At 38.6% G+C, this 26,803-nt stretch carries 26 protein-coding genes and 1 riboswitch; of the genes, 21 read left to right on the top strand and 5 right to left on the bottom strand.

Annotated features, from left to right (window positions below; translation table 11 throughout):
- Positions 1-116: 116 nt before the first annotated feature.
- From ACTQ1L_RS13610 to ACTQ1L_RS13600, 3 genes are all read left to right on the top strand, one after another.
- Positions 117-2,672 (top strand): BpuSI family type II restriction endonuclease, encoded by a 2,556-nt coding sequence (locus tag ACTQ1L_RS13610; protein WP_441367721.1) that lies wholly within the window; start codon positions 117-119, stop codon positions 2,670-2,672.
- 67 nt (positions 2,673-2,739) lie between these two features.
- Positions 2,740-3,885 carry an ATP-binding protein gene (locus tag ACTQ1L_RS13605; RefSeq protein WP_441367719.1) on the top strand — a complete coding sequence of 382 codons (1,146 nt, stop codon included), beginning with the start codon at positions 2,740-2,742 and terminating at the stop codon, positions 3,883-3,885.
- Between the two features lie 423 nt (positions 3,886-4,308).
- The gene (locus ACTQ1L_RS13600) at positions 4,309-4,488 is read left to right on the top strand and encodes a hypothetical protein (protein ID WP_441367717.1); all 180 of its coding nucleotides are present in this window, start codon (positions 4,309-4,311) and stop codon (positions 4,486-4,488) included.
- A gap of 234 nt (positions 4,489-4,722) precedes the next feature.
- Here the strand turns inward: ACTQ1L_RS13600 and ACTQ1L_RS13595 are convergent, their stop codons facing one another.
- On the bottom strand, positions 4,723-5,955 hold the full coding sequence (locus tag ACTQ1L_RS13595) for an ATP-binding protein (protein ID WP_441367715.1): 1,233 nt from the start codon (positions 5,953-5,955) through the stop codon (positions 4,723-4,725).
- A 387-nt stretch (positions 5,956-6,342) separates the two neighbouring features.
- Here ACTQ1L_RS13595 and ACTQ1L_RS13590 point away from each other — a divergent pair, with 387 nt between their 5' ends.
- The 12 genes from ACTQ1L_RS13590 (at position 6,343) to ACTQ1L_RS13535 (ending at position 12,225) form a co-directional block, all read left to right on the top strand.
- Positions 6,343-6,645, top strand: a complete 303-nt coding sequence (locus ACTQ1L_RS13590) for an ArsR/SmtB family transcription factor (protein ID WP_441367713.1) — start codon at positions 6,343-6,345, stop codon at positions 6,643-6,645.
- A 245-nt stretch (positions 6,646-6,890) separates the two neighbouring features.
- Positions 6,891-7,445 (top strand): DUF5714 domain-containing protein, encoded by a 555-nt coding sequence (locus ACTQ1L_RS13585; RefSeq protein WP_441367711.1) that lies wholly within the window; start codon positions 6,891-6,893, stop codon positions 7,443-7,445.
- 20 nt (positions 7,446-7,465) lie between these two features.
- On the top strand, positions 7,466-7,735 hold the full coding sequence (locus tag ACTQ1L_RS13580; protein ID WP_441367709.1) for an isochorismatase family protein: 270 nt from the start codon (positions 7,466-7,468) through the stop codon (positions 7,733-7,735).
- 1 nt (position 7,736) lies between these two features.
- Entirely contained in the window at positions 7,737-8,339 is a 603-nt protein-coding gene (locus ACTQ1L_RS13575) for a hypothetical protein (protein ID WP_441367708.1), read from the top strand.
- A 48-nt stretch (positions 8,340-8,387) separates the two neighbouring features.
- A complete protein-coding gene (locus ACTQ1L_RS13570; protein ID WP_441367706.1) occupies positions 8,388-8,840 on the top strand; it encodes a GNAT family N-acetyltransferase in 453 nt (150 codons plus the stop codon).
- Between the two features lie 40 nt (positions 8,841-8,880).
- Positions 8,881-9,909: a hypothetical protein gene (locus ACTQ1L_RS13565; protein ID WP_441367705.1), complete on the top strand. Its 1,029-nt coding sequence runs from the start codon at positions 8,881-8,883 to the stop codon at positions 9,907-9,909.
- Positions 9,910-10,166: 257 nt separating this feature from the next.
- Positions 10,167-10,520, top strand: a complete 354-nt coding sequence (locus tag ACTQ1L_RS13560) for a DUF6985 domain-containing protein (protein ID WP_441367703.1) — start codon at positions 10,167-10,169, stop codon at positions 10,518-10,520.
- 105 nt (positions 10,521-10,625) lie between these two features.
- Positions 10,626-10,940 carry a hypothetical protein gene (locus ACTQ1L_RS13555; protein WP_441367701.1) on the top strand — a complete coding sequence of 105 codons (315 nt, stop codon included), beginning with the start codon at positions 10,626-10,628 and terminating at the stop codon, positions 10,938-10,940.
- A 124-nt stretch (positions 10,941-11,064) separates the two neighbouring features.
- Positions 11,065-11,226: a hypothetical protein gene (locus ACTQ1L_RS13550; protein ID WP_441367699.1), complete on the top strand. Its 162-nt coding sequence runs from the start codon at positions 11,065-11,067 to the stop codon at positions 11,224-11,226.
- Positions 11,219-11,533 carry a hypothetical protein gene (locus ACTQ1L_RS13545; RefSeq protein WP_441367698.1) on the top strand — a complete coding sequence of 105 codons (315 nt, stop codon included), beginning with the start codon at positions 11,219-11,221 and terminating at the stop codon, positions 11,531-11,533. Before ACTQ1L_RS13550 ends, ACTQ1L_RS13545 begins: the two co-directional genes overlap by 8 nt.
- A complete protein-coding gene (locus tag ACTQ1L_RS13540; RefSeq protein WP_441367696.1) occupies positions 11,482-11,769 on the top strand; it encodes a hypothetical protein in 288 nt (95 codons plus the stop codon). The genes ACTQ1L_RS13545 and ACTQ1L_RS13540 overlap by 52 nt, the downstream gene beginning before the upstream one ends.
- 129 nt (positions 11,770-11,898) lie before the next feature.
- On the top strand, positions 11,899-12,225 hold the full coding sequence (locus ACTQ1L_RS13535; RefSeq protein WP_441367695.1) for a hypothetical protein: 327 nt from the start codon (positions 11,899-11,901) through the stop codon (positions 12,223-12,225).
- Here the strand turns inward: ACTQ1L_RS13535 and ACTQ1L_RS13530 are convergent.
- A complete protein-coding gene (locus ACTQ1L_RS13530; protein WP_158436156.1) occupies positions 12,222-13,844 on the bottom strand; it encodes a glycoside hydrolase family 43 protein in 1,623 nt (540 codons plus the stop codon). The genes ACTQ1L_RS13535 and ACTQ1L_RS13530 overlap by 4 nt on opposite strands.
- A gap of 119 nt (positions 13,845-13,963) precedes the next feature.
- Positions 13,964-14,827, bottom strand: a complete 864-nt coding sequence (locus ACTQ1L_RS13525) for a helix-turn-helix transcriptional regulator (RefSeq protein WP_441367694.1) — start codon at positions 14,825-14,827, stop codon at positions 13,964-13,966.
- Positions 14,828-15,019: 192 nt separating this feature from the next.
- On the opposite strand from ACTQ1L_RS13525, the gene ACTQ1L_RS13520 reads away from it, so the two are divergent.
- The 6 genes from ACTQ1L_RS13520 (at position 15,020) to ACTQ1L_RS13495 (ending at position 23,691) form a co-directional block, all read left to right on the top strand.
- Positions 15,020-16,576, top strand: coding sequence for a GH39 family glycosyl hydrolase (locus ACTQ1L_RS13520; RefSeq protein ID WP_441367692.1), 1,557 nt, complete (start codon positions 15,020-15,022; stop codon positions 16,574-16,576).
- 62 nt (positions 16,577-16,638) lie between these two features.
- Entirely contained in the window at positions 16,639-18,036 is a 1,398-nt protein-coding gene (locus tag ACTQ1L_RS13515) for a family 43 glycosylhydrolase (RefSeq protein ID WP_441367690.1), read from the top strand.
- Positions 18,037-18,175: 139 nt separating this feature from the next.
- On the top strand, positions 18,176-19,711 hold the full coding sequence (locus tag ACTQ1L_RS13510; protein ID WP_441367688.1) for a carboxylesterase/lipase family protein: 1,536 nt from the start codon (positions 18,176-18,178) through the stop codon (positions 19,709-19,711).
- A gap of 71 nt (positions 19,712-19,782) precedes the next feature.
- Positions 19,783-22,269: an alpha-L-arabinofuranosidase C-terminal domain-containing protein gene (locus ACTQ1L_RS13505; protein ID WP_441367686.1), complete on the top strand. Its 2,487-nt coding sequence runs from the start codon at positions 19,783-19,785 to the stop codon at positions 22,267-22,269.
- A 67-nt stretch (positions 22,270-22,336) separates the two neighbouring features.
- A riboswitch (cyclic di-GMP riboswitch) is annotated at positions 22,337-22,425 on the top strand.
- Positions 22,426-22,609: 184 nt separating this feature from the next.
- Positions 22,610-23,314, top strand: a complete 705-nt coding sequence (locus ACTQ1L_RS13500; RefSeq protein ID WP_441367685.1) for a hypothetical protein — start codon at positions 22,610-22,612, stop codon at positions 23,312-23,314.
- 11 nt (positions 23,315-23,325) lie between these two features.
- Complete coding sequence (locus ACTQ1L_RS13495) at positions 23,326-23,691, top strand: hypothetical protein (protein WP_441367683.1); 366 nt, start codon at positions 23,326-23,328, stop codon at positions 23,689-23,691.
- Between the two features lie 218 nt (positions 23,692-23,909).
- On the opposite strand, the gene ACTQ1L_RS13490 is transcribed toward ACTQ1L_RS13495, so the two are convergent.
- Together ACTQ1L_RS13490 and ACTQ1L_RS13485 are read right to left on the bottom strand one after the other, a co-directional pair.
- Positions 23,910-25,049, bottom strand: a complete 1,140-nt coding sequence (locus ACTQ1L_RS13490; RefSeq protein WP_441367682.1) for a YibE/F family protein — start codon at positions 25,047-25,049, stop codon at positions 23,910-23,912.
- A 13-nt stretch (positions 25,050-25,062) separates the two neighbouring features.
- Positions 25,063-26,682, bottom strand: coding sequence for an alkaline phosphatase (locus tag ACTQ1L_RS13485; protein WP_441367680.1), 1,620 nt, complete (start codon positions 26,680-26,682; stop codon positions 25,063-25,065).
- Positions 26,683-26,803 lie beyond the last annotated feature (121 nt).

Here is a 26,803-nt window from a genome sequence, read left to right as displayed (position 1 = left end):
GGTACTCGATACTACGATATTCATCACCCTCGGCTCTGTTTTAGAGGTAATAAAAATACGTCAAAGCCTTGAAAAATCTACATTTTAGGCTTGACAGAATAGGAAGGAAGAGAATAATGATTAGTTATACGGATTCAGAGGTCAGAATATTTCATCCTTTGTGTGAAAAAGCTTTAACGCAAGCAATAGCTGCGTTGGGTTTGAGTTCAATTTATGAAGCAAAACATCATGTATATACAGGAAGTCTTGAAATGGATTATGTTGTTATAAATAAAACAACTGGAAAATATTTATGTGTAGTTGAAGTAAAGAGAACTCCTTCAGATGTACAAAGTACCAGATATCAATTTCAAGCGCAATCATATGTTCAATCAAATATGGCAGTAACAGAGAAACCGTTTTATATTATAACTAATTTGGAAAAATTAATTAGTTTTAGATATGATGTCCATAAACCCAGTGTGCATCAGCAAGTTTTAGAGCCAGGATTAGAAAATGTATGTGATTTTTCCGTTGATGATGAAAATAGTATTGTGAGCAAATTAGCTTTAGTTTTTCAAAGATTATTAGATGATTTTATTAATAACAGATATACAGAACTTACAACACTAGATGATTTTCTGACATGTATGAAATCTACTTTACCAAACAGTCGTGAATGGAAAAGCAAAATGGCAATGCTTCTATATGAATATATAAGAGGTGCTTTTCATGCAGTACATAAACCTGCACCAACTATAACATATAGTGTATCAACATTTGCCGGAGATGTTCAACAAATTTGCATAGAGGCAAATAGAGTAGATTTTGATGGTATTTTTGCATACAATGCGACGGATTATCTTCCAAGGGTATCATTGAAAAATAAAATTTTGTCTGATTTATATAAGTATGGGGAAGCAAATATCTCAGGTGACGCAATAGCAGATTCATTGCATGAAATGCTATCTGAAAGCAGTAGGCATGATGGAGAAGTTGCAACTGATCCTGAATTGGCTAATCTAGCTGCTACTATTGCAAAAATGATTAATGGCAATTTATCTGCTAATAAGAAAATATGTGATCCTGCAGCTGGAAGTGGAAGTTTAATTAGTTCAGCAATGAAGGTATTTAATATAAACGGTAATCAGGTTGTAGCAAATGATATAAATCCAAAACTAGTAGAACTTTTATCATTACGCCTAGGATTAAATAATCCTATAACAATCAATAAATCAAATGCTCCAGTAGTAACAACAAAAGACATTTTATCCTTTGCTCCCTCTGATTTTAATGATGTTGAGGTGGTTTTGTTAAATCCGCCATTTGTGGCAGGAATAAATTGTGTAAATAGAAAGGCTCCTTTTATAAGTTTCATACAAAGGACAAAAGGAAGTCCGTCTGCTACTGGAGTTGGACAGCAGAATTTAGGAGCAGTTTTCTTAGAAACAGTTTGTTGTTTATTGGCAACAGGAACGACTATTGTATGTATATTTCCAAAAGCACAGTTGGTAGAGAGGGGAAATGAAGCGATTGCTTTTCGGGAAATGTTGCTCAATATTTTTGGATTACAATGTATTTTCAATTATCCGGGAAAAGGTCTTTTTGAATCTGTTTCAGAAGAAACATGTATTTTGGTTGGAAAGAAAGGTCAACCTGCAAGTACAGTAAAAATATTTTCTAGTGATGTTGCAGTGGCTGATATAGATCTGCATGCTTTAGAAACATATTCTGGGGGATATAATTCATTAGCTTTCGATTATATTACACCGGATATAGAAGCAAGAGAAATTTCATATGCACAATTACAGGCAAACCTAAATGATGGTTGGAGAGTTGTATGTAGTGAAATGTCTGAAGCTATTATTTTTATTGATAATAATATTGTAAGAAATGCTATAATGACACATTTGCCAAATACCACTCAAAAATTTCGTAAAGGTCAGGTAGGGGTTAATGGAGGAAGTGATTTATTATTCTTTGATTCGTTCGATGAATTATATTCTAAATATATATCACAAGTCACACTTGATGAGGGGATGAGAAATGCAGATGGAGATAATTTTATTCTGAATACTGGAGATTCAAAATTTTTAAATTTTAATTCTATTCCATCTTCATTAAGTACAGCAATAATTTGTGATTATATGTCTATGACTAGACCAGCTAAACAACAGCAAAGGAAGGCAAAAACTGTTACAGAATGGGAGAAAATCACAAAAAAGGATGGTACAATAAGATTTCCTGCCAACTCAATATTATTACCAACAAAACTTCGTAGAAATGGAAGGGTATATGTATCTGCAGTGCCTATGTATGTTTCAACAAATTTTACAGTATATTCATATCAAACATTGACGGAAGCACAGGTGATTGGTTCATATATGACAACGGTTTTTTATCAGTTAGAATGTGAAGTTGTATCTAAGGATCATTCGGGGATGAGAAAAAGTGAATTAAGGGATGCAAAAATGACACATGTTCCTGATTATAACAAGATTTCTCAGAATGAAATAAGGCAAATATTATCCGAGATTCCTAATATAACATTTAAGGATCTTAACAATCCAACAATTACACATATGGATGAGATATGGGCAGAAATTTTGTTTGGAGCAAATGCATCAAATAAACTAGAAGAAGCAATTCGATTACAGAGATTTTTAGCAAATAGAAGAAACCCTCTGTCGTAAAATATGAAAAGAGTTATGAGTAGGAATATTGCGGATCGTTAAGGGTTAAAAATGAATGGAGCATAATATGTCAGATGAGAATTTGAAAGAGATAATCTTAGGCTTATTAAGACTTGGATATGAGGGAACTTACTGGGATTTCAAAGAAGATTACACGGATTGTAGAGAAGATAAATTGATTGACATCATTTGCATGGCAAATAATATTGACGGGCATCAAGCATATTTGATTTATGGTGCTGATGACAATGGAAATGTAAAGGGAATTGAAAATACAACATACCGTAGATATACAACTAAGTCAGTAACAGAATTTTTAAGGTCAAAACCATTTGCTGGAGGATATGTTCCAAAAGTAGCAGTTCAGTCAATTAAGATTGAAGATCATGAACTGGACATAGTAATAATTGAGAGCACAAATAATACGCCGTATTATTTGACTGAGGAGTATTCGCAAAGCCATGATGTGAAGAAAAAACTGTATGCAGGTGCAATTTATACTAGGGTAAATGATGTTAATACTCCTAGAAAACAGACTGCAAGTTTTGAACACACAGAATTTTTATGGAGAAAGAGATTTGGTATTGATTTGTCACCTTCTCAAAAATTACTTCATTTATTAGAGCATACAGAGGATTGGTCAAAAACTACATGGGATTACGATAGACATAGCTATAACCTAAAATCACCAGAATATCAAATAATAGTTCTTGGTTCAGATGAAGGATATGAAACTTTAGGTTATTTTTACGATGATGAAAAAATGTTATATGCCCAACTACAATTAAAATACTTAACTACAACTTTGTATGAAACTGAATTATGGTATATGGATATGGGAAGATGTCTGATTCCGAAACCAGAGAGAAGATATAAAATAGAGGATGGGCTATTTTATTATTATATAGAACGAGACTCATTGAGTGGTAAATTACTTCCATTTTTTGCATATGGAAAGCATCAGTGTAATAATCGTTCGGGGCAGCAAATGCCAGTCCTGATTTTTGATAATAGTCATGAGCGCCTTGAATTTGAAGATTGGGTTTCTCGGAATGATAATTTGAGAGATGGTATTGAAAAAGAAATTTCAGAAAATGCTATTTTTCAACATATATGCGCTAAAGAGGAGAAGATTGGTAAAGCGCAATGCGGAGTATTACAGTTAGCAATAGCGTTTGCTTATTATAAAAATTGGCAAAAAGAATATAAGTAAAGATATAATAGATAAACCTTAGTTATTCACCATATATCGGTAAATAATTAAGGTTTAGTTACAATATTTTGAAGCATTTCAATCAGTGCACCATGTCGTAATTATTTTGTGTTATACTGTGTAATAAGATTTTCTTTCCCTTGTTTTTGCCCTTATCTAGATTTGTGAACCTTTATGGAACAATATAACGCAAGGGAAACAATAAGGGAAAGTTCATCTGTGACAAACTTAGTGTTTTCAAGGGCTTATGAGGAATTTGATAATAAAATATAACAATTATTAAATCCCTTAAAACAGGTAAAATCCCAATCGGAATTTGTGAAACTGCCTTATTTGTTTTTGTAGGAGATATGACGATATACTATATATAGTAATGATTTGGTTTTAAACGGAGTTTTAGTTTATTTACAAGGAGGTTTTTGTATGTCGATGAATATTAGTGGATTAGGTAATGCCTATAGTGGTGTCAATACTAATAGCAAACAATATAAGGCTTTGAAAGAAAAAGGCTGGTTAGAAGGAGTAATTCAGAACGAAGCTATGATTTCAGAAGACTCTTTGCAGATGTCAGAAAGCATAGAGCAGAAATGGATATTAAAATAACCCCAACCGCAAGGGATAATTCACCCAAAGACAAGCCGAGATTATTGCGTTAAGATAAAGAAAATGGATAGTTTACTTGACTTTGCAAGCTATCCATTTTATTACATCATATAAAAGTACTTCCACCGGGGACGACAACACAGCATGGCCATTTGTAGTGGTTATGTTTGCAGGAGTTATACTTACAGTATTTGGCAAAAAGAAAAAGAGAATGACGGAGATATTTCGTCCTGCTTATTCTTGTAGTAACCAATCGGCTATATCGTGAATTTCAATTCCTTCATAGCTATATTGTGGATGTTTGGTTCTGGCAATAATCATTTTCGGATAAGCATCTCGAATCTGAAGGAGAGGAGAGCATTCTCTCTCAAATGTTTCCTGCCCGGAAATGTTGTCGCTGACCTGAATATAAAACTTCTCGCTGCCTCGCTGAGCAACAAAGTCGATTTCCTTTTGATAGAGCTTGCCGACATAGACATCGTATCCACGGCGAAGAAGCTCGATGCTAACGATGTTTTCATATACTCTGCCATAATCCATATTTCTGCTTCCAAGTATTGCATATCGAATACCGCTGTCACATAAATAGAACTTTTCAGAGCTTTCAAGGTATTTCTTACCTCGGATGTCGTATCTCTTAATATCATAAAATACAAAAGCATTGCACAAATACTTAATGTACTTGCCAACGGTTACATGATTGGTTGGAGTCTCATTTGCTGTCAGTAGCTGACTGACCTTATTCGGAGAAGTCAGGTTGCTGATATTATCCATAAGGAATTCGCTCAGACGTTGTAAAACCAAAGTGTCCGGGAGAGCATATTTCTGCACCAAATCCCTTGTAACAATAGTTTCGTAGACCTCTTTGATATAGTTTGTTCTGTCTTTTTCAGTTCTGTAAGCGTAAGAACCTGCTAAACCGCCTTTGATAGCGTAATCATCAAAGAGTTTATCTTTATCACTAACATCATCATAATATTGGCAATATTCCTGGAAACTGAAAGGAAACACATGAATTTCAATATAGCGTCCGGTAAACAGGGTTGCCAGATCTGCACTCAACAGGAAAGCATTGGAGCCTGTTACATAGATGTCGTAAATTCCCTTAGAGTACAGGCTATTAATTGCCAGCTCAAAATTAGGACACATTTGAACCTCATCTACAAACAGGTAGTTCGTTTTACCTTCCTGATAATGTTCTTCCACATATGCGTGTAAGGCATGGTATTCCATGATTTCTTCATATGCTAAATCCATGAAGTCAATGAAGATAATATTGATGTTTTCAAAGTTGCTTTTCAGATACTCAATATACGCCTGCATCAGCTTGGACTTACCAGAACGACGAATACCTGTGATGATCTTGATGTCAGGAGTGCCATTCAGTTCAATGATTCTATCGAGATATTTAGTTCTCGTGATTGTTTTCATATAGTCACCCACTTTCAAAAATTGGATTTTTTTCATTTCTCGAAACTGCTTCGTTGTACTTAGTATACTGTTTGCTAATAGTATATGCAAGATGTCACTTTCAAAAACACAAATTTTTTTATTTTTTGAAAGTGGAAACTATGTAAAGGAGTGTCTTTGTCTGATTGACACACACCTCGTGGGTGAGCTTTTTTCCTTTTTCGTAATAACTAGTCTGGGCGATTTTTTGTGTTCAGGGAAAAGGAGGAAATGATTAGCAACTTTGATAAAGTAAAAGAGATAATGCCACTTGCAGAAATATATGTACATGAAGGGGACAATGCAAATCAGATAAATGGCTTTATTTTATAAAAACACATTGACAATTATCTATGTATATGCTAATCTACACACATAGATAAATATCAATGCGAGGCAAATGAAATGGAACTAACAAATGTAGCATTAATCTGCAAGGCACTTGGAGATTTAAACAGATTAGAAATAGTGCAAATGTTGTCAGATGGCGAAAAATGTGGATGCAGGCTCTTGGAAAAATTTGAAATTACACAGCCAACCCTGTCTCATCATATGAAGATACTGGTGGAATGTGGATTGGTGAATGATCGCAAAGAAGGTAAATGGCATCATTACTCTTTGAATTGTGATACTTTATTAGAATTCAAGAATTTTATTGGAAGTTTGACATGTGAGTCATGCTGTGACAAAAAAGATAGCTGTTGTTAGAGGGGAAATGCTAAGATGAAGTTTTTTCAAAAGTATTTATATGTGTGGGTCATTCTATGCATGATCATCGGTGTATCCATAGGACATTTTTTCCCGATGATACCCAATATATTAAATAAGTTTGAATATGCAGGGATATCTATTCCTATGGCTGTATTAATCTGGATTATGATTTATCCAATGATGATTAAGGTGGACTTCAAAAGTGTCAAGTATATCAGCAAAAATCCGAAAGGAAGGTTTCTATGACAGTAAGAGAAAAAGCAGAACTGATTGTAAAAGATATAAAGAAAGAACAGGGAACAAATCCGGTTGTTATTTTTAAGCAGATTGCAGAGAAGGAATATATCAGCATTCATGGACCGGAACACCATATATTAGATGGTGCAAGTTTGCTTGTAGCCTACAAAAACGCAGGTGGAGAGATAGACTTAGAACAGGCATTGGACAGGCTGATGTCAGAAGGACTTCGGATGCCGGGAGCAATGTGCGGTTTATGGGGAATATGCGGAGCAATCACATCCATTGGCGCTGCACTTGCAATCATCGACGGAACAGGTCCGCTTTCAACAGATGGAATATGGGGAAATCATATGCAGTTTACCTCGAAAGCAATCGGAGAATTAGGAGCCATAAACGGACCAAGGTGCTGCAAGAGAGATGCAATGATAGCATTTAAGAATGGTATTGATTATGTGAATGCTCATTATGGAGTAACATTGCAATACGAACAAATGCAATGTGGATTCACAGATTTTAATGAGCAGTGTATAAAGGAGAGGTGTCCATTTCATGAGTAATGTAAAAGTGGCATTTATTTGTGTCCATAATTCCTGCCGAAGTCAGATTGCTGGGACTACAGACAAACTTCTGTATAGATGCAACTGTGAAATCTGTTTTTGAGAGAGGATATAAAGTAATTGTTCCACAAGGGGCAAATTCAACATTTGATAACGACTATATGACTGGAGAAGAAACATATAAATATTACAATGATATGATGTGGCCAAAGAGATTTGCTACATGTGTATCTGTTGATGAATCAATTAAATTGATGGAAAGTTCAATCGGAAGTTGTGTGAGGGATTAAGATGAAAAATATAAGGTTTTATGAGGCGGAGAAATATAAAACGGCAGATTACGAAATAGTAGATGAGAAAATATATAAAACATATGAAAATGGGTCAGAGAGTGATGATTATTTCGGATTAGAGCAGTTGGATGATAATGCTTTAGCTGAAAAGCTAAAACAGGTCGAGGGCTGGGAATATGGAGCAGGAGAAATGCTCGAAGATTATTTAATACTGAACTATGAGGGAAAAAAGTATTATAGAGATATTGAGGATGTAGGCACGGATAACGATATCGTCATGGTTAATATGGATGATCCCTCAAATTCTCCAAAGGAAATCTTTGTAACCTCAATAGTTTTTGAAGCAGAGCCGGATTTGGGTGAAAATTCTCCTTCGGAGCCAGTGATATCCCAGTACCCGCTTGAAGATATTTTAGATAAGTTTTATGTATATCTGCACGATGATTATGTAGACGAAAACACATCTGATACAATAAATTCATATGTAGAGTTTGCCAGCGAAGATATTGAAGACATAAGAGCTGTTCTCTCGATATTAGGGAAACATGTTTATAATGTTGATGAAGGTGACTATATCGATATCAAGATTGAACCAGAATAGAACAGAGTTATAAATTCTTATTTTTAGAGCTAAGGAGGTTTTGAAAGCGTGGATATTATATATAAGCGACTTACAGAAAATGAATTATATACATTTATCCAAATGAGAATTAATCAGCTTCATGAAGAAGTTGCTACAGAAGAAATTGACTTGGTTCCTAATTTGGAGGATTACTATAATAGGCATATGGCAGATGGAACATTTGTCTCATGGATTGCAATGGATGGGGATAAGATTATAGGAACAAGTGGAATGTCATTTGTTGAGAAACCACCATATTTTGGATGCCCTTCTGGAAGAATAGGTTTGCTTTCCAGTATGTTCACTAATCCAAATTACAGGAGAAAAGGTATAGCGAAGGAGTTACTTTCAAGAGTAGTAAGTGAAGCTAAGGAATATGGCTGTGGTACTGTTCAGATTACAGCATCAGATATGGGTGTTAAATTATATACTGATTTTGGGTTTAAGCATAATGGCAACTTTATGCATTATAAGTTATAGTATGAAATTCCGATTTTGAGGGGAAAGGCAGGAGAGTATATTGGGGAAAAAAATAAATAATTATATAGAATACCAAAAAAGGCTGAAAGAATTTTTTAGTGGTATTAAGGAAATGCCTTCTAGCGAAGAAGTTCAGTCTTTTATTGATAATTATAATTTGTTTATTGACTGGCAGATAATTATTCATGATGTTAAGAAAGATATTAGTTCTTTGATGCTTAAAAATATAACAGGTAAAAGTAAATCTATCTCTTCATATAAACAATATCTAGTAAAATTAAAAGAATCATTTGGTAGTCTCGATGAAATGCCTTCGCGGAAGCAGATTGAAGAATTTATTGAAGAATATAATTTAGGAAAAAGCTGGGGAATTGTTGAAGAAGATGTAGTAAAGGACTTAGAAGAAATAATAAATGGGAAATATGATGATATGTTAAAGGATTCAGCGTATGTACATGATATTACGGTAAAAAAAACAGTGACTAAATCATCTATAAATCCTTATTCACCTTCTGTTAATAGAAGTACACAGGAAATAACTTTTCAGCTGAATTCATCGTCAAATATAGATTATGGACGTCTATATGGACATACATACAATTCTTCTAGTGTATCTGTAAAATTACCAAACATACTCAAAGAAGAAAAAAGAAAAGGTTCAAACAAAGTTAATAAGACGAAAAAAAACAGAAAGAAATTTCAACCGCAAAGAAAACAAACAATATTTATTGATGGTGATAATCATATTAAAGAAGCGCAAAAAGGCATCGAACATACAACAAAAAATACAACGGTCAGAGCTATTTTTTCGCAAGTGGGAGCAAAATGCAAATTTGACAGGAAATATCAAAATAGACCTAATGTATCATCAAAACTAGTTTCTCCAGGAGACCAAGCGGTTGACAATCAAATTAAAGCTGAGGCTGGTCAATTGCTAAAAAAGGGGAATCAGGAGGTAACGTTTGTTAGTCATGATAGGGGGTTTGATAAATACAAAAATCGAAAAAATGATAGAAGTTCCGGAAACAGGATTACTACAGTTAAATCAGTGAAGGATAAACTAAAATGAAAGAAAAATGATTTTACATATATATAATTTTGAGGAGTATTTATGAATCATTTTTTGAAAATGGATATTTTATCTATGTAAAGAACCCGACAACTTTCAGCTTTTCTAAGAGTTGAAAGCATGTGATTATTTGAATATGTAATTGAAGTGGAGGTCTATGTTATGATAGATTGGGTACATCAAGAAGAAGGTTATTGTGAAGGACATTTTAAAAGTACATTTTTTCGTGATGATGAAAAAAGGATATCTTTACAGTAATGTCGAGTAATCCTGATTCAAACGAATATGCAGAGAAGTGTGTAGAGGCATTTAATAACCTTACTGAAACGATAATATATGAGATATGTAAAGAAATAATACATCATGTAAAAGAGGAAGAGACTTATGAAGGGATTGAATTATCTTCTCTTGATAACCCGCTTGATATATTAAATCACTGTTGGTTCACAACATTATATATATGTGCAACAACTAATGACAATGATATTGCATATATTGTTGAAGGTGAGGGGGATTGGGGCAATTTAATTGGATTTGCAATAAAGAATAATATGCTTGTTCATGTAGGCGATGATTATTTTGATTATATGGAAGATGATTATCCAAACTGATTAACAGGTTTTGTCTCCATTGACTCTGCACCGTTGCAAAGAAAAGTCATATGCTCAGCGTTCTTATAGCTGAAGCTATACTGGGATTAGGAAAGAGGGAAAGAAGTGGTATATATAGATTGGGATTTCTTTTCCAGGCAACTCGAAGCAGGGTATCATATTGATGAAACGTGCTTTTACTTTTCAGATGATGCAGAAGAGGAAGTACATTATATTGGATTTATTGCCAAATACGAGTGTCCATATTGGGCTGGGTACTGTGATATACCTAATGGTTGTGAATTTAGTACAGCAGAGGAATTAGTTACTGCTCCAATATATAACGGAATGAGTCTGAAAGAAAGATGGGACAACGTGGTAATAACAGAGATAGAAGGAATTTGTGTGGAAGACTGGTATAAATATATGAATCATGTATAAAATGTTAATTTGAGTACCATAAATAGACTATACGAAATGACAAGAATCTGTTGATGATATGTGTTTGGGGGATTCGCGAAAATTACATTTTGTGTAATGAATACTATTTGAGGAGGAATTTGATATGACAGATTCAATGGAAAACAATGATGTAAAAGAAGCTGAAACAAAAGAGAAAAAGAATATGGGTGAGTCTGTAAAAGGAATGGCAAAATCAATAGGCTCCAAAGCAAACCTGGTCGTAAGGAAATCATCAGAATCTCTGGAAAAATGCAAACATGGATAGGAAACACTTTTCAAAGATTCAGTGTGATGAGCATTATCATCCAAAGAAAAAGACGGCAATGGCTTTGTGTATTGCACTTCATCTTGATCTGGAGCAGTCAAAGGATCTGATGGCAAGGGCAGACTGGGCGTTCAGTCCGAGCAGTAAGTTTGACCTGATCGTGCAGAAAGCAATTATTGATAAGCAGTATGATATCATGCAGCTGAATGTGACATTGTTCAAATATACGAATGAAATACTGGGAGTGTATAATATATGTGGGATAATATTTATCAGCCGGATCAGACTGGAAGTGAAGGCGGATTGATAATAGCGGATGAAGAATACAGGGATTCCTGTCGGATAACCTTGGAAAAATGTGAAAGATATTATGCTATTACATGTGGAGTTTATGGAGGAATGATGCACACTGCCTTCTGCAACAGCACACAATATCAGGAAACTTATAATAATATGAAAAAGGATTTACAGGAATTCATTGATAAAGATACTTCTGATGAAGAAGAAATTGAGTTTTATGATTGGTTTACAAGCAAATATTGATTAAAGGATGTCGGTACATTTTCGTGCTGGCATTTTTTCTTTGTCTGAAAGTGTCGCCCATTCAGTTTCTATGAAATCATTACTTAAAAACAAATTGTATGACTGGCTGACTATGAATGTCAGCTAATCGTGCTTGGCTTTTTATTTTTATTTACGAGTATCCCTCTTATCACTTCAGGGGGCTTCTTTGACGGCGCTTTATCATTGTATCTCGCGCGGTCACACACAAACTTCCGCTCACATCTGCGCGCTTCATTTCCGGCAGTTCTTCTGCTCTCCGTGCGCCTGATGGCAGGTTACATCAAAGAAACGTTCATCTTATTATTTACAATGGCCGGCGCCTGCCTCATAGTCTTCCTGGTTCCCGGACTTTTCGTCCTTTTTCCCGAAATCCTCTGCGGCATCGCCAGCCATCTGATTGAGCCTGGTTTAAAAAAGGCTCTTGCTATTGATTAATCCAGTTCTTTATAGTCAAAACTGCGGAATTCTGCTGTCTGATCGTATCCGGAGTAGTCCACGCATGCCATGCCGACAAATGCTCCGGTGAAGAATCCACCGTATGACTGGAGTACGTAATCATCGGACAATACAGCGGCATCCAGTGTGCCCGGAATCTCTGTATAGTTCTTTCCGTCAAAGGAATACTCGTAGCTGTAAGACTGCTTTCTTACTTTTGTGCGAAGCCATACAAATTCAACATCATCCGGTACCGGAATCGCATCGTCGCGAAGGAACGAACGATATCCGCCACGATTGCACTCTGCCACTTCGATCACGCGGCCATTTTTCTCATTCCACGTAACGAAAGCGAATGACCAGTGCTTATCATTGTAAAAATTTGTCAATCCAGCCATCTGCTGATAGTTGAACGGATCAAATTTCACTTTCACTTCGGCATCAAAGTTAAATGCCTGCCAGCGTTTTGCCACCAACGAAAGCTCATGCTTATTGCTGAGGGATCCTTTTCCGACCAATGTCAGCCTGCCATCCCCTGTCGTACCCATTTCCTCGGTAAATGGTACGCGGAGGGTATTCCACTCATCATGAAGTTTTGGTGTGTCAAATTCATCATGCATCGAATGATCTGCCGGTGCTTCTGTCAAGATTGCATCTTTCGGCGCATCCACAAGCACTTTTCCGCCATGTCCGCCCTCGATACGAGGCCAGCCTTCTTCATCCCAGTATACTTTCTGAATTGCCGTCTCACGGCCAAGCGGACACCAGCCGCGTGGGTCGATCGAACTTTCATTTTCGTGGTGCCACGGTCTTCCACACAAACTTGCATAATACCACTCACCGCCGGGAGTCTCTACGAGAGCACCATGTCCCTGCTTCTGGATCTCAAGTTCCGGCGTATCAAAGTTTGTAATAAACGGATCGCCAGGCTCTGTCTCAAAACTCAACGCATCTAACGTCTTTGAACGAGCTACTACTTCCTGATGTGTCCAAACGGTTCCGCCCTGTGCAGCAAACAGATAATAATATCCGTTGATCTTATACAAATGTGGTCCCTCAACCAGTTTAACGTCCGTTCCGGCGTAGATCGTACGTGCTGTCTCCGGTTTTAATTTCATTGTCTCTGTGTCAAATTCTGTCACTGTAATACCGTCAAAAGCATGGTGGTATTCGCGATGATCCCATGTCTGCTGAACAAGGTATTTGCGTCCGTCATCATCATGGAACAACGATGCGTCAAATCCCACACCATTGACACGGATCGGATCCGACCATGGTCCGCGGATATCTTCTGCCGTAGTCAGATAATTGATCATATCTTTGAACGGTCCTTCGGTTACTTTTACATCCGTATAAATCAGCCAGAATTTTCCATCTGCATAGGAAAGATCCGGCGCCCAGATACCTCCCGATGACGGATTTCCTTTCATATCAAGCAATGTCGTAGTGGACAATGCGGATGGAAGAAGATTCCAATGTACTAAATCTTTTGACTCGTGCAGACGAACTCCCGGAAACCACTCAAACGTAGAGTTCGCAATGTAATATGTATCATCCACACGGATAATGGATGGATCTGCATTAAATCCCGGCAAAACCGGATTTTTAATCTGCAACATAACTGTATGCCTCCTTACTGTTAATATATCTCTATCATACAGGAAAATGGGGGGATGTGCAAAGGGAAAAAGAAGAAAAAGAAGAATTTATTCATCCCGATATGTCTGGTATCAAGACGTCACAGAACCGGAAAAGATTCCGCAACCGGATGATTCCGATTAATCTTCTCAAACTCCCTTCCTCCCAGGGTATTGTGGGTGAGAAGTCTTTTGTTGCTTCCCGCTGATGCATTTTTCCGGTATTGTCCAGGGGTACAGCCGTTACGCTGACGGAACTGTCTGCAGAAATGCTCTACATTATTATAACCACATTGCTCGGAAATGTCGCGGATGGAGTATTCGCTGTACTCTAATAAATCCTGTGCACGGCGCAGACGTCCTTCGATGACATTGTCCATGCAGGAGGAGCCAAATTTGCGGTGATAGAGAGTCTGAAGATGACTGGGACTTAAGTGAAGCTTCGCAGCCATCATGTTTATATTCCATGGAAGCTGAGGATTATTGTAGATCATCTTATGCAATGCAACCAGCTCATGATCGTGAATACCCGGGGACTCATTCTGGATTCCTTCTCTTAATTTGGAGAACAGAACCCGCAGCAGGTGAGTAATGTTTGCTTCGCTTTCAGAGGAGAAAAAGGCGGACTCCCAGGTTAGTAATTTAAAAAGCTGATGACAGTATTCCGGATCTGTTACGGGAAATGGGGTGTTTGTTAACGGAAACAGCTTCACGAAGGAGTGATCGGAACGAAAACGAATCCAGTCATTCCGGTATTCTTCACCGGCAGCACGGTAATAAATCCTGCTTCCTGGTGTATACAGAATAGCAGAATTGGCGGCTGTCCGCATTAGTCTTCCGTCTATGAGCAGCTCCGAGGGAGACTCGAAAAGAAGCAGAAGATAGCCTGTAAAGCCATTTGGAACATCATATATAAAATCTGAGGGGTGAACGGCACTGTAGCCGACAAATTCAATTTCAGTCATCTGGAATCTCCGTTCTGATACATCAGAGGATATATCAATTTTCTTATAGTATAAATCATTGGAAACTTTAAATCAATGCGATAGTATCATATTAATATGGCAATCGTCATCAGAGAGCTGCGGATCGTGCAGCGGTCAGACATCTTATGCGTGACTGCATAGGAACATGATTTAGAAGAAGGAGATACATGCATGGTAAATTTTGGTGGAGCAACAGAGAATGACAGAAAAAAGATCGTGATTACAAAGGATTCAAAGGCCTTTTTTCACAATAATGTAGATTATTGTGTGGGAACCGGAAGAATGGGGCTTGCATTGACAGAAGAATATCAGGAGGAGCTGCGCCTGGTTCAAAAGGAAATCGGATTTAAGCATATCCGGGGGCATGGATTATTCTGTGATGATATGGCGATCTTTCAGACCTATGAGGAGGATGGTAAGGTAAGGGTCGAGTACAACTATACTTATCTGGATAGAGTAATGGATGCCTATATGAAGGTGGGGCTGAGACCTTTTCTTGAACTGGGTTTTATGCCTAAAAAGTTGGCAAGTGGAAGCCAGACTATCTTTTACTGGCAGGGAAATACTACTCCTCCAAAAGATTATGATATGTGGTGTAATATGGTGCATTCATTGCTGCGGCATCTGATGGAACGCTATGGAGAAGAGGAAGTTATTCAATGGCCCATTGAAGTATGGAACGAGCCCAATCTTTGCGGTTTCTGGGAAAATGCGGATATGCAGGAATATTTTAAGCTGTTCCATAGAACCTTTGATGCCATAAAGGAAGTGAATCCGGGATTCCGTGTAGGAGGCCCTGCTGTTTGTGGAGGAACGGATGAGAAATGGATTCAGGCATTTATGGAATATTGCCATGAGAATCACATACCTGTGGATTTCGTAACCAGACATCATTACACCATTGATCCGCCGGAATGTATTGGACATTATGCATATTCTGAACTTATGAAGGCAGAGGACGGCTTTGCCAATTTAAAAACAACCAGAGATATTATTGACAGTTTCCCGGAATATAAAGGTCTGCAGATTCATATCACGGAGTTCAACAGCTCCTATACTCCTCAGGGCGTCATTCATGATACAAACCTGAATGCGGCTCTTATAGCACAGCAGCTTTCCAGATTGGGAGATGTGAATGAATCCTATTCCTACTGGACATTTGGTGATGTGTTTGAAGAGCTGGGAGTTCCTTTTACACCATTCCACGGCGGCTTTGGACTGGTTGCCAATGGCTGTATTACCAAGCCGACCTTCTGGACATTTGCTTTTTACAAAAAGCTTGAGGAAAGTGAAGCCAATTGTGTATATAAGGATGACAATATTGTCGTTTTGAAACGTGCAAACGGTGATTATCTAGGTGTAGCCTGGAATATTGCCCGTAATAGTACAGAACAGGGTAAAGAAAAAATGCTGTTGGAGTTTACATTTCCGGCTGAACAGGAGGAGTACTGCTTCCTGACTAAGACGGTAGATGAGGAAACATGTAATCCCTTGAAGGTATGGCATGATATGGGAGAACCTGCCAATCTGAGTGAGGAACAGACGAAGCTGATTCGGGAATCATCCAGACCTTTTGTAAAAACAGAGCGTAAAAAGCAGGAGGACGGAAATATCTGCGTAGAGCTTCCTGTAAACGAAAACGGTGTGGTTTATTTCGAACTGAATGCCGGAAAGGTGAATCCGGATCGAGGATATGACTATGATCGTGTGGTCAGCTTGAAGGCTTAACCCCGGTAATTTGATTTATGAAACAATGTACATGGATTAGACTTGCAAAGGAGGATATCAAAGTGAAAAAACAAGCGTTTAACCCATATTTACCGTCCTGGGAGTATATTCCGGACGGAGAACCTTATGTTTTTGGCGATCGCGTATATGTTTACGGATCCCATGATTACTTTAACGGATATGTTTTCTGCATGGGAGACTATGTGTGCTGGTCAGCTCCGGTCGATGACCTGGGCAACTGGAGATATGAGGGTGTGATTTATCCGAAGACAGCCGATCCGCTGAACCCGGAAGGCAAAATGTGTCTGTATGCCCCGGATGTTACGGTGGGACCGGACGGAAGGTACTATCTTTATTACGTGTTGGACAAGGTTTCAGTAGTTTCAGTTGCTGTATGTGATACTCCGGCAGGAAAGTATGAATTTTATGGCTATGTTCATTATGAAGATGGCACACGTCTGGGCGAAAAGGAAGGTGATGAGCCCCAGTTTGACCCGGGGGTTCTGACGGAAGGAGATGTGACATATCTTTATACCGGATTTTGCGGAAAAGGTGATAAATCCCGTACCGGAGCTATGGCTACGGTGTTGGGAGCAGATATGCTGACAATCAGGGAAGCTCCGGTGTTTGTGGCCCCCGGCTGTGAATATGGTGCCGGTACCGGATTTGAGGGACATGAGTTTTTTGAGGCACCTTCCATCCGTAAAGTAGGTGACACCTATTATTTTGTCTATTCATCCATATTAATGCACGAATTATGTTATGCCACCAGCAAGAATCCTACCAGGGACTTTGTCTATGGCGGAGTTATTGTCAGCAATTGTGATCTGCACATCGATACCTACAAGCCGGCAGATATGCCAACAGCTTACGGTGCCAATAATCACGGAAGTATTGTGCAGATCGGAGAGGACTGGTACATTTTTTATCACAGGCATACCAATAATACCTACTACAGCAGACAGGGATGTGCTGAAAAGCTGCAGATTATGCCGGACGGCAGTATTCCACAGGTAGAAATTACCTCCTGCGGTTTAAATGGAGGTCCGCTTGAGGGTAAAGGCGAATACCCCGCTTATCTTGCATGTAATCTGTTTACCGATACCCCATCAGTTTATGTGGGCGAAGGGAATTTTCCACGAGTAATGCAGGACGGCAGGGATGGAGACGAAGAAGTTGGATATATTGCCAATATTACAGATTCAACTACCATCGGCTTCAAATATTTTGACTGCCATGATATTCGTGAAATCAGTATTTGGACCCGGGGCTATGCAGATGGCACTTTTGAAGTAAAGACAGCATGGGATGGAGAGGTACTGGCGACATTAGAGGTTCAATATACCAATGTCTGGGAAAAGTATACCGCACCGGTTACGATTCCGGATGGAATACAGGCGCTTTACCTGACCTATCGTGGTAACGGAAATGCTGCATTAAGATCATTTGAGTTATCATAATCTATGTTATTGCATGTGCTGTAGTAACTTATAAGTCATTGAGAGATGAGCAAAACGAATTGATTTAAAAGTTGGATTTTTGGTGGATAGAAAAGATTTAGGATTATGGCTAATAGTAAAATTAGCGGAGGTAGGAATTATGCTGAGAACAGTACGGACAGAAAATGGATGGGTGAAAGGTATTGAAGCCGCAGACCCTAGGATAACTGCATTTAAGGGAATCCCTTTTGCGGCTCCTCCGGTAGGAGAGAACAGATGGAGAGCACCCCAGCCCTGTGAAGACTGGGATGGAGTTCGTGAATGCTATCGCTTTGCTCCGATTTCCATGCAGAGCGTTCCGGGAATCGGTGATAACGTGTATATCCGTGAGTGGCATGTGGATCCGGAAATTGCCATGGATGAGGACTGTCTGTATTTGAACGTATGGACAGGTGCTAAAGAAGTAACAGAAAAACAGCCGGTTTTGGTATGGTTTTTCGGAGGAGGACTCCAGTGTGGATATCCTGCCGAAATGGAATTTGACGGAGAGAGAATTGCACGTCGCGGTGTGGTTGTTGTAACGGTAAACTACCGGGTTAATGTTTTTGGATTTTTGGCACATCCTCAGCTGACAGAGGAGCAGCCTGACGCACCGACTAATTTTGGAAGTCTGGATCAGCAGGCAGCACTTCGATGGGTACAGAGAAATATTGCTTTCTTTGGTGGAGATCCGGGTAATGTGACCATTGCAGGACAGTCAGCCGGAGGCGGAAGTGTTATGAGCCAGATGGCATGTATGGATAATGAAGGCTTATTTCATCGTGCAGTGGTGATGAGTGCAATGATTCGCTCTCCTTATCAGGTTGGAGGAATCGGAGTGCCGGAGGAATTGTGGCATGCTGAGGAAAATGGACAGCATTTTCTTTCTTTCCTGGGTTGCTCAACTATTGAGCAGGCTCGTAAGCTGGATGCGGCTACGATTCGTGACAAGTATGATGAATATACCAAAATATTTCCGGCTATGTTTACCGTATTGGATCACAAGTTCTGTGTAGGTGACCCAATGGTTCTTTTCATGGAAGGCAAGCATGTAAATGTTCCCGTTATGTCTGGAAATACTTCAGATGAATTTCCAAGTTATATAGAAGCTTCCTCAAAAGAAGATTTGAAAAAGAAAGCAGAAGAGATTTTCGGAAAGAATGCTGAGACCTTTTTGCGCTTTCCCGAGGCAATGCGGGAGGATTCTGATGGAAAGTATGCAAAGGTAAACGGAATTGAATGTACGATCAAGTGTCTTTTTTCAGATAAAAAAAGTGCAGGTGAAAAAAAGCCCTACTATTATTACAGGTTTGATGCAGATATTCCAGGATGGGATAATGCCGGAACTTTCCATTCTGTAGATTTATGGTTTTTCTTTGAAACACTGGCGAAATGCTGGAGACCCTTTGTGGGGAAGCATTACGATCTTTCCAGAATGATGTGCAATTACTGGGTGAATTTCATAAAAACAGGTGATCCAAACGGCAATGATGCGGACGGAAAGCCAATGCCATACTGGTATCCATATGAAAAAGAAAAGCCCTGTGAGATGATCTTCATGTCAGATAGACCGGTAGTGAACTGCGGAGGGGTGACACCCTTTAAGGAATTTTTACAAGAACAGATCAGGAAAACCCTTTCGATAGGAAAGATTTGACAGAAGCCGGGACAGCCTGCCTGGGCACAGGTAGTGATCAAAACTCTTGGAATGTAAAAAAGGAGCCTACAATGAGCAAGTTAAAGATTAAAACAAAGGAAAGACGATTTGAGACAGCCAGGGATTTATACGGAATCTTTTTTGAAGACATTAACCGTGCCGGAGACGGAGGACTTTATCCGGAAATGCTTCGAAACAGAAGCTTCGAAGATTCCGTTTTACCGGAGGGTTATATACAGCAGGAGGATGGCATCCATGTAAAAACCGTATCCGGATGGCTGGATGAGTTTTGCAACGGAGAAGGATTATGCCGCTGGGTAAAGGGCAACAATATTCCGGAGACAGAAATACCGGCATGGTATACACACAATGCAAAGATGGAACTGGAACGGACGGATACCCTGAATGAACATCGGGACGCAGCTCTGCGTGTGCAGTTTGAAAAGGACGGATCTCTGACTAATACCGGTTACTGCGGTATATCCGTAAAGGCTGGAGAAAGTTACTCTTTGTATTTATTTGCAAAAGCAAAGGAAGAAATAGGACTGGACGTAGCGATTGAATACCAGGGAAAAGTACTGACTGGAAACAGTCTGGTGGTTTCCGGTCAGGAGTATACAAGATATGACATGAAGCTGACAGCAGCTGAGGATTGTCACGAGGCACAGCTTACTATTTCCTGCAAGGAAGGCGGAGAGATTCTGCTGGGATTTATTTCACTAATGCCTGACAATACCTACATGGGGCATGGACTCAGAACAGATCTTGTAGAAAAGCTTAAGGGAATGAGTCCAAAGTTTATGCGTTTTCCCGGAGGCTGTATTGTGGAAGGAACGACACCGTCCACAGCGATGAGATTTCGGGATACGGTAGGTCCGGTATGGGAAAGACCCAGTAAGCTGTTTGTATGGCATTACAGAAGTACATTAGGACTTGGCTTTCATGAATATCTGCAGCTTTGCGAGGATCTGGGGATGGAGCCTCTGTATGTATGTAACTGCGGAATGACCTGTCAGGGAAGAAAGAGTGTCCTTCTGGAAGGAGAGACTCTTGATGAAATGGTACAGGATACACTGGATGCCATTGAATATGCTATCGGCTCTAAGGAAAGCAAATGGGGAAGGCTTCGTGCTTCTATGGGGCATCCGGAACCCTTTAAAATGACCTATCTGGAAATTGGTAATGAAAACTGGGGTCCGGATTATGAAAAGCGATACAACATGATTTATAAGAGGGTAAAGGAACTGTATCCCCAGATTAAAACCATAGCCAATGAGCATGTAGAGAAAAATGGTTGTCCTGCCGAGTGCGTGGATGAACATTTTTACAATACAACAGAGTTCTTTGCAGAACGTGTAAATTATTATGATGACTACGATCGTAAGGGACCAAAAATCTTTGTAGGAGAGGTGGCTGTAAACGAAGGCAACTATATGGGACAGTTGTATGCGGCTTTGGGAGAAGCGGCTTTCCTTATGGGTATTGAGAAAAATCAGGATATCGTAACATTGGCCTCTTATGCTCCATTATTTGAAAATGTAAATTACAGAGCGTGGTATCCTAATCTGATTCGTTTCAATAATCATCAGAGCTTTGGAATTCCTACTTATTATGTCTGGAAAATGTTCGGTCAAAATCGCGGAGAATATGTGGTGCAATCCGAAGACGAGGGAGGACGTGTTTATCGTCCGAGAACCGGAATGGCATCTTTAAAATCCAATAAGGAACTTCGCTTCAGAAATCCCATTTGGAATGGAGAAGAAGCAAAGATTACTCATGAATTAATGGGACATGTGCAGGATACAGAGGATGGCCTCCTGATTCAGCTTCCGGATGAGGAGCAGAAAAAGGAATTTCACAGTATTCTGGAATGGGCTGATGAGACCAAGAGCTTTGTGGTATTTGGAGAAGAAGACCAGACTTATGGAAGATTTGAGACCGATATTTTTGTTGAGGAAAATGCTTACTTCGAGTTGGGTATATTCAGTGCCAGGGTGGTTCGTTCCTATTATGAGGATCAGCTCGTGATTACGGCCGGAGTGGAAAAAGAATGGGATGCAGCTCTGGTGCGTCCGTTCCTTTGGAAGGTTAATGGAGGACAATGTTCACTGGAAGAGTTTGGCTTTATGCATGACAACAAGCTGACTGAGGACTTTGCTATTTCAGTAAAACCGGGAGAATATCACCGCTTTGGATATGAAACGGACGGAAAACAGATTCGCCTGTATGTTGATGGTGAGCTTCAGAAGGAAATTTCGATTCCCTACGGACCTGCTTTTGTTTCGGTAGTAACTGACACCAAGGACGAAATCATTATTAAGGCGGTTAATTTTGCAGGAGATGTGGATCCGGTTTCCATTACACTGGACTGTCAGGTACAGAGCGACTATACCGTAACACTTCTTAGCGGTGAAAAGGGGGATGAAAACAGCTTTGAAAAGCCGGAGAAGGTGAAGAATATTACCGTGAATATGCATGGCGCTTCCTCAGAGTTCGTATACGAGGCACCGCCATATTCTGTCAGTGCTTTGCGATTGAAGAAGTGCGAAGCGTTTTAGAGGTTGACGCTGAACAGAAGATCCAGAAAAAAATATTGACAAAAATATGCAAATTCAATAAAATTATTAACCATAAGGGCACACTTATGGAAACATAGGGTCGCAAAGCCAGAGTCTAAAACAGTTACATGTAGTAATGACAGTTCGGCTGCAACAACCGGTGAATACCGGTTGCTGCAGCCTTTTTGTATGTATGAAAAGTTTATTGAAGTATGAAGTGAAAAGATATGAATGAAAAATTTGATTTTCTGCCACTTGGGAGCATTGTAGTAGTAAGCGGTGGCATAAAAAAGATGCGTATTATCTGACAGAAAATGCCTTTGCATTTGCGGCATCCGCAATGATTCCAATCGGTCAGGCATCTACATCGGGAAATCTGACATTCAAAAGCACAGCAACAATAGTCGCCAAAGAAGGCATCTCAATGGGAGCCGGAGCCGGTGCGCAGAAGATAACCACAGATGTGACAGGAAATGATACAGCAGGAATGGTTGCCGGTATGGTTGCAAGTGGAGTAACTGCAAAGGGGCTGAATGGAATTGAAGCAGAGGCGAACAAGCTGGCGAAAGCCCCAAAAGGGATTGATGGAGTAACCGAGGAAGCAGGAAATTTAGCGGAAGATGTGGGGAAAGCCGGAAAAGGGCTTGAGGGAGCAGCCAATGGAGCCGAGAGTGCAGCGGAAGATGCTGGGAAAGTTGTTGAGAGTGGTAGTAATTCTAATCCAACATTTGCAACAGAGGATAAAATGATATCTCATTTTGAAAAACATGGTGGTGAATTTAAGGGAATATTTAATTCAGCAGATGAATATTTACAAGGTGCACAAGACGTAATGAAAAATGGATATAAAGTTGAGTATATTTACAAAGGTGAGACAAGAATAGGATATGTTCAGTTTATGGGAAATAATAGCAAAGGTAATGCAAAGTTTGCTTTTGTTGGTACTAATAACGATGGTTATATCACTACATTCCATACTGAAAGTGGAAAGACTTTTTGGAAAATGTTAAATGGGGAAAATATACCTATAATAAATCCAAAGTAGGAGGTGGCAAGATGCAGTATGAATGCATAATAAGAAATATTGTAGATGATGAAGAAGTAACTGTTCAGATAGGCGACATTCAAATTATAGGATTTGTTAATTGCGGCTGTAATAACAAAATAGGGGATGTATGTAGCATTGACATTTCATTATATGATGATTTAGAAATTGATGTGCTAGCTAATGAGGAATACTCTGTAATTAGAAAAGGTAATTCATATGGTTATGAATTAAAAGGAATCCTAGATGTTGATAATCATCGACTGAAATCAGTGATTGATTTTGATATTGATGAACAAATATTGATGGATTATGGTTATCTTGATGGTAGATTTGTCTCAATTAGTGTATTAAGAGTTGATTTGGAATTTGCATAATATATTAGGGTATACGGACGAGCAATGAAAAATCAAATATGCTAATGTAACGCACTCTTAGTAACAGAATGTTGCGAAAGGGTGCGTTATTCTGTGAGAGTCTTATTATAAACTGTAAGAGTTTTCTATAAAAATCAGTCTTAAAAAGTAGTATTTCAGACATAAAAATTAGTCGAAAAAGCGGTAATCCGTTTCATGTTTTTTCTTAAAAAGGTGTATTACTTACTTTTTCTTTTAGTTAGTAATGCACCTGCCACAAGAGCAGTAAAAGGAGCAACAGTTACCAGTCCAAAGCTTCCCACCACTGTATCAAGAATTTCGGCAGCTACATATTTGTAATTTAATATATGATCTATAGGTGTCCCTTGCGCCATAAAAACCATTAAAAGTGCAATATATCCACCTGAATATGCCAGTAGCAAAGTTGTTGTCATGGTCCCCATCGCCGCACGACCAACTCTCAAACCTGATAGTATTGCTTCATATGCTCTGATAGCTGGTTTCTTCTGAACAACTTCCCATACAGCAGATGTAATATCTACCGACAAATCCATCATAGCCCCAGATGCTCCAATAAATATTCCACTCATAAAAATAGCAGTCAAATCAAGACTTTGATATCCACTATATAATAAAGACTCAGCATTTTGCATTACCGCTCCATGAATCTTAAACAAATCTGTAAACCAGATTCCAAGAATACATGTTGTCACAACCCCAAGTAATGAACCAAGTGAAGCCGATAAAGTCCTTTTATCAAAACCATATACAAAGAAAATAATAACCACTGTTAACACAAATGTGATTATCACTCCTGTCCACACTGGTGAAAAGCCTTTTAAATAACACGGAATCAGAACCTTCCAAATTGTCAAAACAGTAATTGCAAATGACAGAATAGCCTGAAAACCATTTTTACCCGCGAAAACAATCAATAATATTGCAAAAATCCCCAAGAGAATCACTTCTTTATCCAATCGATAATGATCTGACATTACTACCGATTTTATCTCTTTGTCTTTATAGCTAATCGTCAAAAGTGCTTTGTCGCCTTCTTTGTATATTTTATCTTTCTCTAATGAGCCGCTCAGAAAATTAACACCCTCTAATGTTTTTCCTTTGAAAATACCATTCTCGATTGATAATTTGCATGTTTGTTCGCCAGATTGAATAAGACCTGAAGTAACAATAGCAGAATTATCAACTTCAACCACTTTTCCTACCGCTCTTTCTGTGCCTTTATATATCAAAGCATCCTCATAGCCAGTCGGGATCGCTATGAGGATACCTATCAAAATCAAGCCTATCAAAGTGGTTATAAATACATTTTTCTGCTTTAAGAAAAAGTTTTTAACCATTTTTGTACTCCACTTATTTGATTTCTAATAACTCTGCTAACTTGTTGTAAATATCTGTATTATCATAATAACCATCAAATTGGTCCTGACCTGCACCCTTAACAAGCACTTCAACAGGAAGTCCTGTATGAGCATATGATCCGAAATTAACACCACTCTTATTATTTAAGATATGTGTGATGGTTACTGTAAGTGGCTCATAACTTCCGTACTGAATATATTCTTCCTGACCATATTCACTTTCTTCCCCTGTACGCGCCATTGTTGTCTCATATGCTTCTTTTAACAAACCATATTCATAGTCTGTCATCTCAAGTGCTCCCTTGTTTTCAGATTCCGGATGGGAATCAGCATTGTCTTTCTGCTGTGTCTGCTCATCAGCGCCTGCTGTTGGTGCAGTTAACCCAAATAAAGTTGTAACATCCGCCATTACTGTGTCGAAATCTGTTTTATTTTCTTTGTATGCAGTTACATAATCAGAATCAAATTTTGCATAAGATATCTTTTGATTTTCAAAATTTGTCAAAAATGTATCATAGTCTGTTCCTGCAAATCCAATTGTAAGTCCACCTGTCTCATGGTCTCCAGTTACAATGATTAATGTCTCATCTGGATGCTCGTTATAAAAATCAACAGCTTTTGCAACAGCATTGTCTAATGCAATAGTATCAGAAATTGTTGACGCAGCATCGTTTGCATGACAAGCCCAGTCAATCTTTCCACCTTCTACCATCATAAAGAAACCATTATCATTATCTAATACTTCAATTCCTTTTTCCACATAATCAGCTAATGCCCATTCATCTTCCTGTCTGTCAATTTCGTAAGACATTGCATCCGAGTCTGCAAGATGCTCATCAATAATAATCATCTTTCCATCATCAGCGGTAAGAGTGTCAGCTTCTTCCTGCGTCTTTACAACCAAATATCCTGCCTCTTCTGCAAGCTGATATAAATCAGTCTGATCTTTATTATCTCCAGTTGTCTTCTTTAATCCCCCACCAGCAAAGTAGTCAAATTCGCTATCGATAAGTTCTAATCCGATATCATAGTAATTGTTTCTAGATTCCTGATGTGCATAAAATGCAGCTGGTGTTGCATGGTTTAAGTTAACACTTGAAATCACTCCAATTTTGTAATCTTTCTGTGCTTTAAGCTGCTCTGCAATCGTCTCGTACTTTGTTGAAAAATCTTCACTTACATTAATACTTCCACTCCAGGTCTTGTGTCCTGTAGCAATTGATGTAGCTGTAGATGCAGAATCTGGTGCAAATGAGGTACTATCATATGTTTGTGCAGAGCCCGCAACATCAAAATCCATCATTGTCAAATTATTTTTATTTTCAAGAATACTATTTGTCTCGCCTTCTACATCAACTGTCTTTCCGCTCTGCCCCTTTGATGCACTTACAAAATAATTAGTAAGCTGAACCTGTGGATAACTCATTCCATCTCCAATAAACAGAAACACATACTTAGGTGTGTTTGAAGCATCCTGCTCCTCTTTGTTTTCCTGCTTAGTACTCTCTGTTGTCTTGTTAGATTCATCCTCTTTTGAAGCTGTGCCACAGCCTGCAAAGCCCGATACCGATAATACTCCTGCTAAAAATAAAGGTAATAATCTCTTTTTCATACTTTTCTCCTTCAAATTATATTTAGTAACAAAGATTATTATATTTATGCAATGTAAAATCCAATATCACGCATCTGTAAAAAATTGTAAACTCTTCGAAAAATAAATGAAAAATCCGCTC

The organism is Agathobacter sp. LCP21S3_B2 (genome assembly GCF_052118705.1).
GTDB lineage: Bacteria > Bacillota > Clostridia > Lachnospirales > Lachnospiraceae > Roseburia.
The sequence above is the reverse complement of the archived record's forward strand: the minus strand, read 5'-3'. Positions and strand labels throughout refer to the sequence as shown.